Annotated in this window: 11 protein-coding genes; all 11 read left to right on the forward strand. The window is 69.6% G+C overall.

Annotated elements, in window-relative coordinates; translation table 11 throughout:
• Positions 1 to 18 precede the first annotated feature (18 nt).
• The 11 genes from BJG92_RS00830 to cobA all read left to right on the forward strand — a co-directional run bounded on the left by BJG92_RS00830 (position 19) and on the right by cobA (position 11,722).
• The gene (locus tag BJG92_RS00830) at positions 19 to 765 is read left to right on the forward strand and encodes a sirohydrochlorin chelatase (RefSeq protein ID WP_232082118.1); all 747 of its coding nucleotides are present in this window, start codon (positions 19 to 21) and stop codon (positions 763 to 765) included.
• Between the two features lie 130 nt (positions 766 to 895).
• Positions 896 to 2,641, forward strand: coding sequence for a nitrite/sulfite reductase (locus tag BJG92_RS00835; protein ID WP_232082119.1), 1,746 nt, complete (start codon positions 896 to 898; stop codon positions 2,639 to 2,641).
• The gene (locus tag BJG92_RS00840) at positions 2,638 to 3,348 is read left to right on the forward strand and encodes a phosphoadenylyl-sulfate reductase (RefSeq protein ID WP_232082120.1); all 711 of its coding nucleotides are present in this window, start codon (positions 2,638 to 2,640) and stop codon (positions 3,346 to 3,348) included. Before BJG92_RS00835 ends, BJG92_RS00840 begins: the two co-directional genes overlap by 4 nt.
• Positions 3,345 to 4,400 (forward strand): sulfate adenylyltransferase subunit CysD, encoded by a 1,056-nt coding sequence (gene cysD / locus BJG92_RS00845; protein ID WP_232082121.1) that lies wholly within the window; start codon positions 3,345 to 3,347, stop codon positions 4,398 to 4,400. The genes BJG92_RS00840 and cysD overlap by 4 nt, the downstream gene beginning before the upstream one ends.
• Positions 4,400 to 5,854 (forward strand): sulfate adenylyltransferase subunit 1, encoded by a 1,455-nt coding sequence (locus BJG92_RS00850; RefSeq protein WP_232082122.1) that lies wholly within the window; start codon positions 4,400 to 4,402, stop codon positions 5,852 to 5,854. The genes cysD and BJG92_RS00850 overlap by 1 nt, the downstream gene beginning before the upstream one ends.
• A 150-nt stretch (positions 5,855 to 6,004) precedes the next feature.
• On the forward strand, positions 6,005 to 6,802 hold the full coding sequence (locus BJG92_RS00855; protein ID WP_232082123.1) for a PIG-L deacetylase family protein: 798 nt from the start codon (positions 6,005 to 6,007) through the stop codon (positions 6,800 to 6,802).
• Positions 6,803 to 6,934: 132 nt separating this feature from the next.
• On the forward strand, positions 6,935 to 8,131 hold the full coding sequence (locus BJG92_RS00860; protein ID WP_232082124.1) for an ABC transporter substrate-binding protein: 1,197 nt from the start codon (positions 6,935 to 6,937) through the stop codon (positions 8,129 to 8,131).
• 62 nt (positions 8,132 to 8,193) lie between these two features.
• Positions 8,194 to 8,919: an ABC transporter ATP-binding protein gene (locus BJG92_RS00865; protein ID WP_232082125.1), complete on the forward strand. Its 726-nt coding sequence runs from the start codon at positions 8,194 to 8,196 to the stop codon at positions 8,917 to 8,919.
• Positions 8,909 to 9,844, forward strand: a complete 936-nt coding sequence (locus tag BJG92_RS00870; RefSeq protein ID WP_232082126.1) for an ABC transporter permease — start codon at positions 8,909 to 8,911, stop codon at positions 9,842 to 9,844. Before BJG92_RS00865 ends, BJG92_RS00870 begins: the two co-directional genes overlap by 11 nt.
• A gap of 205 nt (positions 9,845 to 10,049) precedes the next feature.
• Positions 10,050 to 10,346 carry a putative quinol monooxygenase gene (locus BJG92_RS00875; protein WP_232082127.1) on the forward strand — a complete coding sequence of 99 codons (297 nt, stop codon included), beginning with the start codon at positions 10,050 to 10,052 and terminating at the stop codon, positions 10,344 to 10,346.
• Between the two features lie 89 nt (positions 10,347 to 10,435).
• A complete protein-coding gene (gene cobA / locus BJG92_RS00880; protein ID WP_232082128.1) occupies positions 10,436 to 11,722 on the forward strand; it encodes a uroporphyrinogen-III C-methyltransferase in 1,287 nt (428 codons plus the stop codon).
• Positions 11,723 to 11,724: the final 2 nt, after the last annotated feature.

Raw genomic sequence — 11,724 nt, forward strand, 5'->3', positions numbered from 1 at the left:
AACGCTACGCTAACGGCTATGAATAGCCCCATCCTGATCGCCTGCGCCCACGGAACCTCCAGCCCGCTCGGCGCCGCGGAGGTCAACGCCCTCCGCGACGGGATCGCCGCCCTGCGGCCCGGGCTCGAGGTCCGCGCGGCTTACGTCGACGTGCAGGACCCTGAACTGCCGGCAGTCGTGGCGGGGCTGCCGGCGGGGGAGGCCGCCGTCGTCGTTCCTCTGCTGCTCAGCGTCGGCTACCACGTCAAGGTGGACATCGCCCGGGCCGTCAGGAGCCGGCCGGGCACCCGAGCGGCCGCCCCGCTGGGGCCCGATCCGCGGCTCGCGGCGTTGCTGGACCGGCGGCTGAGGGAAGCCGGCGTGACCGATAACGACGCCGTGATCCTCGCCGCTGCCGGGTCCTCCGACCCCACCGCCGCGCAAAACGTCGAGGAACTCGCAGGCCAGCTCCGTGCCCTGCGGTCCAACCGGATCGTGGCCGCCTACGGCGCCTCGGCGAAGCCGACGGTAGCGGAGGCTCTGGCCATGCTCCGCGAGGAGGCCGCGGGCGGGGCCGGCGCGGGGGAGTCCGCCGGGGCAGTGGACCTGGGCGGCCGCGTGGTTATCGCCGCGTACCTGCTGGCTCCCGGCTTCTTCCACGACCAGCTCGCCAAGGCCGGCGCGGACCTCGTCACAGCGGCACTCCTGCCGTCCCCGGTGCTCGCCGAAATTGCGCTGGATCGCTACGACGCAGCCCTCGCCGCGGTGCCGCAGGCGCCGGCCTGAAGGGCTCACCCCTGCACAGCAGCCGCGCCGCTTCAAGGCCCGCCGGGGCTTCGTGACGATTTGTTGCCCTCGGTGACCCTGCATTTCTGACCCTTTGTGACGGCATTGCGGCCGCCCCTACAGTCGGTCCATGACTGATACAGCTCTAGCCGGAGCATCCCCGGACCAGGCTGCCGCAGGCCGCACCAAACGCCCCTCCCGACCGGCGGCGAAGCCGCACGGGCAGTGGAAAGTGGACGGCACCGCGCCGCTGAACGCCAACGAGACCTGGAAGCAGGAGGACAGCGGCCTCAACGTCCGCGAGCGGATCGAGACCGTCTACGCCAAGCACGGCTTCGACTCGATCGACGGCACGGACCTGCATGGCCGCTTCCGCTGGTGGGGCCTCTACACCCAGCGCAAGCCCGGCATCGACGGCGGCAAGACCGCCACCCTCGAGCCGCACGAGCTCGAAGACAAGTACTTCATGCTGCGCGTCCGGATCGACGGCGGCGCCCTCACCACCGGGCAGCTGCGCGTCATCGGCCAGATCTCCGTGGACTTCGCCCGAGACTCGGCCGACCTCACCGACCGCCAGAACATCCAGCTGCACTGGATCCGGGTCGAAGACATGCCGGAAATCTGGCGCCGGCTCGAATCGGTGGGCCTGTCCACCACGGAAGCCTGCGGCGACGTCCCCCGCGTCATCCTTGGCTCCCCGGTCGCCGGCATCGCCAAGGACGAGATCATCGACCCCACGCCGCTGATCCACGAGCTCGCCGAACGGTTCATTGGCGACCCGGAGCTCGCGAACCTGCCGCGCAAATTCAAGACCGCCATCACCGGCCACCCCAGCCAGGACGTGGTCCACGAGATCAACGACGTCGCACTGGTTGGCCTGGTCCACCCCGAGCACGGCGCCGGCTACGACCTCTGGGTGGGCGGCGCGCTCTCCACCAACCCCATGCTGGGCAAGCGCCTCGGCGCGTTCGTGAAGCCGGACCAGGCCGCCGACGTCTGGCTCGGCGTCACCAGCATTTTCCGCGACTACGGCTACCGGCGCATGCGCACCAAGGCCCGGCTGAAGTTCCTGCTGGCCGACTGGGGCCCGGAGAAGTTCCGCCAGGTCCTCGAGGACGAATACCTCGGCTACAAGCTCGATGACGGCCCCGCGGCGCCCAAGCCGTCCACGCCCGGCGACCACATCGGCGTGCACGAGCAGAAGGACGGCAAGTTCTTCATCGGGGCCACCCCGGTGGCCGGCCGGCTCTCCGGCAGCCAGCTCGTCAGGCTCGCGGACACCCTGGAGGCGCGCGGCTCGCTGCGGCTGCGGACCACCCCGCACCAGAAGATCGTGGTCCTCGACGTGCCCCAGGACCAGGTGGAACCGCTGGTGGCCGAGCTCGACGCCCTGGGCCTTTCCGCCCGGCCCTCCGTGTTCCGCCGCGGCACCATCGCCTGCACCGGCATCGAATACTGCAAGCTCGCCATCGTCGAAACGAAGGTCACGGCAGCCACCGCGGTCGCCGAGCTGGAACGCCGCCTCGCCGACCTTGTGGAGTCCAGGCAGCTGCCCCAGGCGCTGTCGCTGCACATCAACGGCTGCCCCAACTCCTGCGCCCGGATCCAGACCGCGGACATCGGCCTCAAAGGCATGATGCTTCCCACGCCCGACGGCGACCCCACCCCGGGATTCCAGGTCCACCTGGGCGGCGGGCTGGCTTCCTCCGACCGCGAGGAAGCGGGCCTGGGCCGGACCGTCCGCGGGCTCAAGGTCACGGCCGAAGACCTTCCCGACTACGTGGAGCGCGTGGTCAGGAAGTTCGTGGCTGACCACACCGAGGGCCAGACCTTCGCCGAATGGGCCTTCGCCGCCGACGAGGGAGACCTCCAGTGACCGCTGCACACCGGACCCACGGCGAGCTTAAAGTCCTCGCCGAGTCCGGCGCCGCCGAGCTCGGCTGGGACGCCCCGGCCCGGGACGTGATTGCCTGGGTGGCGCGCAACTTCGAGCTGCACGCCGTCGCCGTCGCCTGTTCCATGGCCGACGCCGTCCTTCCGGCGCTCGTCGCGGACCAGCTCCCCGGCGTCGACGTCCTCTTCCTGGAGACCGGCTACCACTTCCCGGAAACCTACGCGACGCGTGTCGAGGTGGCGGAGAACCTGCACGTCAACGTCGTCGACGTCCTGCCGGAGGACACGGTGGAGCGGCAGGACCGGCTCCTGGGCAAGGACCTCTTTGCCCGCGACCCCGCCCAGTGCTGCGCGCTGCGGAAAGTCGCCCCGCTGCGCCGCACCCTCGCCGGCTACGAGCTCTGGTTCACCGGGGTCCGCCGCGACGAGGCCCCCACCCGCACCAGCACCCCGCTGGTCACGTGGGACGAAACCAACGGCCTGGTCAAGGCCAACCCGGTCGCGGCGTGGAGCTTCGATCAGCTGGTGCAGTACTCGGACGACAATCTCCTGCCCGTCAACCCGTTGCTTTCACTGGGCTACCCGTCCATTGGCTGCCAGCCCTGCACCCGCAAGGTGGCGCCGGGCGATGACCCCCGCGCCGGCCGCTGGGCAGGAACCGACAAGACAGAATGCGGACTACACGTATGAGCAATGTTGAGACTTTCGTGGCCGTCGACCCCGATGCCGCCCCCGCCCCTTCGCGGGACGGCGATGCTGCAAGCAGCATCGCGTCCCGCTCCGACAGGCCCGAAGCCACTCCCTGGGCGGCATCGGGGTCGACGGCGGAGGCTCGCCCGAGCTCCCCGGCTCGCCTTTCGTCCCTGGACACGCTCGAGTCGGAAGCGATTCATATCATCCGCGAGGTGGTCGCGGAGTTTGAGAGGCCGGCGCTGCTGTTCTCCGGCGGCAAGGATTCCGTGGTGATGCTGCACCTGGCCACCAAGGCGTTCTGGCCCGGGAAGGTGCCCTTTCCGGTGCTGCATGTGGACACGGGCCACAATTTCCCGGAGGTGATCGAGTTCCGCGACCGGACCGTGGAACGGCTGGGACTCAGGCTCGTCGTCGGCAGTGTCCAGGAGTTCATCGATTCCGGCGAGCTGGCCGAGCGTGCCGACGGCACCCGCAACCCGCTGCAGACCGTCCCCCTGCTGGACGCGATCCAGCGCAACAAGTTCGACGCCGTCTTCGGCGGCGGCCGCCGCGACGAGGACAAGGCCCGCGCCAAGGAACGGATCCTGAGCCTGCGCGACGAGTTCGGCCAGTGGGACCCGCGCAACCAGCGCCCCGAGCTGTGGAACCTCTACAACGGCCGGCACACCGTGGGCCAGCACGTCCGCGCGTTCCCGATCAGCAACTGGACCGAACTGGATGTGTGGCGTTACATCGAGCGCGAAAACATCGACCTGCCCGGCCTGTACTACGCCCACCGCCGCGAGGTCTTTGCCCGCGACGGTATGTGGCGCGCGGTCGGCGAGGTGTCCCAGCCCCGCGACCACGAACAGGTCATCACCAAGACAGTGCGTTACCGGACCGTGGGCGACATGTCCTGCACCGGCGCCGTCGAATCGGCCGCCGCCACCGTGCGCGACGTCGTCATTGAGGTTGCCGCCTCCACCATCACCGAGCGTGGCGCCACCCGGGCCGATGACCGCATCTCCGAGGCCGCCATGGAAGACCGCAAGAAGGACGGCTATTTCTAATGAGCACAGAGACTTTCCTCCCGGATGCAGGACTCGACGCCCTCTCCACCACGCTGTTCCGCTTCGCCACCGCCGGCTCGGTCGACGACGGCAAGTCCACCCTGGTGGGCCGGCTCTTGCACGACTCCAAGGCGATCCTCGCCGACCAGCTCGACGCCGTCACCCGCACCTCAGCGGACCGCGGCTTCGGCGGTTCCGGGGCCACGGCCCCTGGCGGGACACAGCGGATCGACCTCGCCCTGCTGACCGACGGCCTGCGTGCCGAGCGCGAGCAGGGCATCACCATCGACGTCGCCTACCGCTACTTCGCCACGGACCGCCGCAGCTTCATCCTCGCGGACTGCCCCGGCCACGTGCAGTACACCAAGAACACGGTGACCGGCGCGTCCACCGCGGACGCCGTCGTCGTGCTCATCGACGCCCGCAAGGGTGTCCTGGAGCAGACCCGCCGGCACCTGTCCGTGCTGCAGCTGCTGCGGGTGGCGCACGTGATCGTCGCGGTGAACAAGATCGACCTCGTGGACTTCAGCGAGGCCGTGTTCCGCGGGATCGAGGCGGATGTGCAGAAAGTGGGCCGGGAGCTTGGGCTCGGCCGTGACGATTCAAATACAGGCGGCATCGCTGATCTCTTCGTGATTCCGGTGTCCGCGCTCGACGGCGACAACGTCGTCGACCGCTCGGAGCGGACCCCGTGGTTCGGCGGCCCGGCCCTGCTCGAAGTCCTGGAGACGCTGCCGGCCGCCGACGAGCTCGAAAGCCACCTGGAGAGCTTCCGCTTCCCGGTGCAGCTGGTCATCCGGCCGCAGGGCGCGCTGGCGGCCGATGCGATTGCCGGCGGTCTCGATCCCGAGGCGTACCGGGACTACCGGGCCTACGCCGGGCAGATCACGGAGGGCTCGGTGAAACTGGGCGACCAGGTCAGCGTCCTGACCCCCGGCCAGGCGCCGCGCACCACCACCGTCACCGGGATCGACTTCGCCGGGCGGGAACTGGCGGAAGCGGTTGCCCCGCAGTCGGTGGCGCTGCGCCTTGCGGATGAGTTCGACGTCGCCCGCGGGGATACGATCGCGGCGGCCGGCGCCTCCGGTGGCAAAATACCGGAAAGCACCGCGGACCTTTACGCCGCTCTGTGCTGGCTGTCGCCGAAGCCGCTCCGCGAGGGCGCCAAGGTGCTGGTCAAGCACGGCACCCGCACGGTGCAGGCGCTGGTCCGGAACGTGACGGGGAAGCTGGACCTGGCCAGCTTCCAGCTGGAACCCACCACCACCCTGGAGCTCAACGACATCGGCCACGCCCAGCTGCGGCTCTCCGCCCCGCTTCCGCTGGAGAACTACGCGCACCACCGCCGCACCGGGGCGTTCCTGGTGATCGATCCGCTGGACGGCAACACCCTCGCGGCCGGTCTGGTCAACGACCACCCCGGCGACCACGAGGACGAGCGCTACTCGATCTAAGGGCTGCTCCGGCCGACTGCCTTCGAGGTCGCCGGAAACCTGCGAGGTCGCTGCAAACTTCCGGCGACCTCGAGGGTTTCCGGCGAATTCGCCGCCTACCAGCTGAAGGGGACCTTGCCCGCGTTCCCGGTTGGCTGCTAGACCGGTGCCATGGGCACAGCACCCGAACTGTCCGTTGCTGTTGTCATGGCGCACCCCGATGACGACGCATATGGACTGGCCGGCAGCGTGGCATTGCATGCCCGGAATCCGGAATTCCGGTTCATCCTGATTCATGCCACCGACGGCGGCGCCGGGGAAATCGCGCCCGGCGTCGAGGTTCCAGCCGGGATGTTGGGCGAATTCCGCCGCCGGGAAGACGACGCGGCCTGGCGGGCGCACGGCCGGCCGCCGGACCGGCATGACTGGTTCGGCTATCCCGACGGCGGGGTCGCGGCTGTGCCGTTCGGGGAGCTCACGGGAAGGATCGCCCGGATCCTGCGGGAGGAACAGCCGCGGGTGGTGTGTACCTTTGGCCCGGACGGCATCACCGGACACCCGGATCACATCGCCGTGGGCGCGGCAAGCGACGCTGCCTTCCACCTTGTCCGCAGCGAGGGTGGCCACGGGATGGAACGGCTGCTCCACGGCGCGCTGCGCGAATCCACCTTCCTGCGCTGGAACAAGGCGCGGCGCGAGCACGGGCTGGAACCCTGGGACCGGGAGCGTGTCTATCACCTGCGCCCCGTGCCGGACGACACCATCGGCGTGGAAGTCGACACTCGTTCCGTGGCAGGCAACGTCCTTGCCGGCCTGCGGGAGCATCAGTCCCAGCGGCATGTGATCATGGCTGACACCCTCACGCGCGAACAGCAACTCAGGGTCCTCGGCCGGGAGTCGTATGTGCTCGCCTGGCCACCCCGCCGGGACGGGGCGCCCCTGCTGGCTGACATCTTCGAGGCACTGTGACGGGCCGGCGGGTCCGGACTCCTCCGTCGGCCGAGGCAAGAGCCAAGCCCGCACATGACGCTCCATGAACCCCCGTGACCCCGGGTTTCCGGACCATTGATCCGCGTCATTGACTCTCCCTAGGGTGAGTCAATGAGAACAACGGATCGGCTCTCCGACGGCCCCGAAAACCCCGCGCCCGGAAGCCGGCCCGGTACCACGCGCATCGTCGCGGGCGACCCGGCCAGGCCGAAGCGCAAGCGCACCCTGGAGATCAGCCTTGCCGCAGGACTGGCCCTGCTGATCGGCGCCGGCGCCGCTGTGGCGTCCAGTGTGGCCCGCGGCAGTGATGCGCCGGCCGCCCAGGCCGCCGCCGCGGGAACCCCGGCCGCAGAACTCAAGCTCGGCTACTTCGGCAACATCACCCACGCCCCGGCCCTCCTGGGGGTCAGCCAGGGCCTGATCGCCAAAAGTCTCGGCGAGACCAAGCTGAGCACCCAGGTCTTCAACGCCGGCCCCGCCGCGATCGAGGCCCTCAACGCCGGCGCCATCGACGCCACCTACATCGGCCCCAATCCGGCCATCAACTCCTACGTTAAGAGCAGGGGCGAATCGATCAGCATCATCGCCGGTGCCGCGTCGGGCGGGGCGCAGCTGGTGGTCAAACCCGAGATCGCCTCGGCCAAGGACCTCAAAGGCAAGAAGCTCGCGTCGCCGCAGCTCGGCGGCACCCAGGATGTGGCCCTGCGGGCCTGGCTCGGCAAGCAGGGGTACAAGACGTCCACCGACGGCAGCGGCGACGTCGCCATCAACCCGACCGAGAACGCCCAGACCCTGAAGCTGTTCCAGGACGGCAAGCTCGACGGCGCGTGGCTGCCGGAGCCCTGGGCCTCCCGGCTGGTGCTGCAGGCCGGCGCGAAGGTCCTTGTCGACGAGAAGGACCTGTGGGATAAGGGTGAGTTCATCACCACGGTCCTGATCGTCAACAAGAAGTTCGCCGCCGACCATCCGGATACCGTGAAGGCACTCCTGAAGGGACACGTCGAATCCGTGGACTGGCTCGAGGCCGCCCCGGCCGCGGAAAAGGCCACCGTCCTTAACGCCGCGCTCAAGGAATCCGCCGGCGCGGCCCTCCCCGCCGATGTGATCGACCGATCCCTGACGAACATCGTGTTCACCGTCGACCCGCTCGCCGGGACCTACCAGAAGCTGCTGCAGGACGGCGTCGACGCCGGCACCACCACGCAGGCCGACATCGGCGGCATCTTCGACCTCACGGCCCTGAACAGCGTCCTGGGCGGCAGCCCCGCCGGGACGAAGATCTCCGCGCAGGGACTGGGCAGGGACTAGCCAGTGCCCGCCGCCCGCTCCGCCCCGCCAAAAAAGTTGCCCCAACAAGTTAGGACGTGACCATGCCAGTCGTACTGGAAAACCTGGGCAAGCGCTTCGGCGAGGGCGCCCCGGTGCTGGACGACGTCAACGCCACCATCGGGCCGGGCGAGTTCGTCGCCCTGCTCGGTGCGTCCGGCTGCGGCAAGTCCACCCTGCTGAACATCATGGCGGGACTGGAGGCCCCGACGTCGGGCGCGCTGGAAGTGCCGAGCGACGGCGCCGCCTTTATGTTCCAGGACGCGGCCCTCTTTCCCTGGCTGACGGCCCGGGAAAACATCGAGCTGGCCCTCAGGCTGCGCGGCGTCGGGAAAGCCGAGCGCCGGGTGGAGGCCGACGAGCTGCTGGAGCTTGTGCATCTGGGCGGGGCGGGGGACAAGCGCCCGCACGAGCTCTCCGGCGGAATGCGCCAGCGTGTGGCCCTGGCCCGTTCCCTGGCCCAGGACCGGCAACTGCTCCTGATGGACGAGCCCTTCGCGGCCCTGGATGCGATCACCCGCGACCTGCTCCATGACGAGCTGGAGCGGATCTGGAAGGAAACCGGCCGCACCATCGTCTTTGTCACGCACAATGTCCGCGAAGCCGTCCGGCTGGGCCAACGGGTGCTGCTGCTCTCCTCCCGGCCGGGCCGCGTGGTGCGGGAGTGGCACGTCAGCGAAGAGCACCGCACCGACGCCGGGCTGGCCGGCCAGCTCACCGGCGAAATCACCGCCCGCCTGCGCGAGGAGATCCGCCGCCATGCCAAATAGACAAGACTCGCTGGTAGAGTCCGGCGAGACGCGCCACATCACCGCGGCCCTGACCCGTTCCTCCGCCGGGACGGAGGACCTGCGCCAGCTTGAGGCGGGCCTGGACTCGCTCCAGTCCGACGCCGCGCGCAAGGCCCGGATCGACTGGAGCCGGATCCTGCTTCCCGGGGCCGCGATTGTGGTCCTCATCATTTTCTGGCAGCTGTACGTCTCGATGGGCTTTAAGCGGCAGGATCTGGTGCCCGGCCCGCTGGACGTGGTGGCTCAGTTCGGTCATCTCTGGGCGGAGGGCAAGCTGCAGGAAGCGGTCTGGACCTCGCTGCAGCGCGGGCTCGTGGGATTCCTGATCAGCGTGGCGATCGCGACCCCGGTCGGTCTGCTGCTCGCCCAGGTCGCCCCGCTGCGGCGCGCGTTCGGCCCGCTGATCTCCGGGCTGCAGGTACTCCCGTCCGTGGCGTGGGTGCCCGCCGCCATCATCTGGTTCGGCCTGACCGACGCCACGGTGTACTTTGTGGTGTTCCTGGGCGCCATCCCCTCCATCATCAACGGGCTGATCTCCGGCGTGGACCAGATCCCGCCGCAGTACCGCAGCGTCGGGACGGTCCTGGGTGCGTCCCGGCTGCAGATGGCGCTGCAGATTGTGCTCCCGGCCGCACTGCCCGGTTACCTGGGCGGGCTCAAGCAGGGCTGGGCCTTCTCCTGGCGCTCGCTGATGGCCGCGGAAATCATCGCAGTGGGCGGCACCATCGGGTTCGGCCTCGGCTCGCTCCTGGACCAGGGCCGTGTGCTCTCGGATATGACGGTGGTGATGGCCGCGATCCTGCTGATCCTCGCCGTCGGCATCCTGATCGAACTGCTGGTGTTCGGCCCGATCGAAAAGCGGCTGCTCCGCCGCCGCGGCCTCCTCGCCGGCAGCACCCGCTAGCCACACCCACCGCCCCACCTGCTTGCATCGCGGGGTCACTCACGGCCCATGTTGCTCCGGTTCATGGGCCGTACGTGACCCCGCGTTGCTTTCCGGGGTGCGGAGGGGACCCCCGGGACTCCTTGTCCGGTCCCCGGCACGGGCCTAGAATCACGATTGTGGGCCGGACTGCGGCCGATTCCAGCTCAATTCTGAGGAGACAGCCGTGGCGCCGAAATTTGGACTGCTAGCACTCGTCGAGGCCAAGCCCGGGAAGGAGCAGGACGTCTGGGACTTCCTCGACGGCGGCCGCGAGATCGTCCTGAACGAACCCGGCACGCGGACCTGGTACGCCTTCCGGGTCAACGAGAACACGTTCGGCATCTTCGACACCTTCGACACCGAGGAGGACCGGCAGGCCCACCTTAACGGTGCCATCCCCGCAGCCCTCGGCGAACACGGCCCGGCCATGCTCGCCAAGGATCCCGACATCAAGCTGATAGAGCTCATCGCGGTCAAGTAGCCCCCAAGCTATATGTCGCGGCGTTACCCCGCGTGAACGGGTGTTTCCGCACCGTTGTCCCGCCAGATGACGGCCCCTATCGTCGGTGCATGGCAATTCAGGACATTTACCCCACGGCGCTGCGCCTCCTCGGCCGGTCCGTGCTGGTGGTCGGCGGCGGCCCAGTCGCCGCCCGCCGCGCCAAGGGTCTGCTCGACGCCGGCGCCCGGGTCACGGTTGTCGCGCCCCTTGCCTGCCCGGCGCTCGCTGAACTTTCCGACGCCGGCCTCCTGGAGTGGGAGCCGCGCACCTACAGAGCCTCCGACGTCGACGGCGCCTGGTTCATCCAGACCGCCACGGGCGAGCCCGGAGTGGACGCGCAGGTGTCGGCCGACGCCGAAGCGCAGCGCATCTGGTGCGTCAACGCCTCCGACCACGAGTCCTCCGCGGCGTGGACTCCCGCCGTCGCGGTTGTTGACGACGTCAAGATCGCCGTCAACGCCGGGGGAGACCCGCGCCGCGCGATGGCCTTGCGGGACGCCGTCGCCACCGCGCTGGAAACCGGCGACCTGCCACTGCGCCGGCACCGGGACCTCCGCCAGCGCGGATCCGTCGCCCTCGTGGGCGGGGGACCCGGCGACGCCGGACTCATCACGGTCCGTGGCCGCCGGCTCCTGGGCCAGGCGGACGTCGTTGTCGCGGACCGTCTGGGCCCGCGGGAGCTCCTGGCCGAACTCGGCCCGGATGTCCGCATTATCGAGGTCGGCAAGACCCCCGGCCACCACCCCGTCCCGCAGTCCGGGATCAACCGGATCCTGGTCGATGAGGCCGTGCTCGGCAACCGTGTGGTCCGGCTCAAGGGCGGCGACCCTTACGTCCTGGGCCGGGGCGGCGAGGAAGCCGAGTTCTGCCGGCAGCACGGCGTGGACGTCGAAGTGGTCCCCGGCGTCACGTCCGCGATTTCCGTCCCCGCCGCGGCCGGCATCCCGGTCACGCACCGCGGGCTCGCCAAGGGCTTCAGCGTCGTCACAGGCCACGAGGAGCTCTCCGAGGTCCCGGCCCGCGCCGACCACACCGTGATCCTGCTCATGGGCGTGGGCCAGCTCCGCGAATCCGCGGCCTCCCTGGCGCACGCCGGTTTGCCAGCAGGCACGCCGGTTGGCATCGTAGAGAACGGCTACCTGCCGAACCAGCGGGTGACCATCGGGACGCTCGGGACCATCGCGGACCAGGCGGAGGCCGCCGGGGTCGCGAATCCTGCCGTGATCGTGATCGGCGACGTCGTCCGCGTCAGCCCGTTCGCGCCGTCGAACTTCAAGACAGCGGACTACGGCACCGCGTCCCCGAATGCCCCGCGCCCCGCCCGTCCCGCCAAGAACCGAGTACTGACCCCGTAGCC

This window comes from Arthrobacter sp. SO5 (assembly GCF_020532805.1).
In the GTDB taxonomy this organism is placed as follows: domain Bacteria; phylum Actinomycetota; class Actinomycetes; order Actinomycetales; family Micrococcaceae; genus Arthrobacter.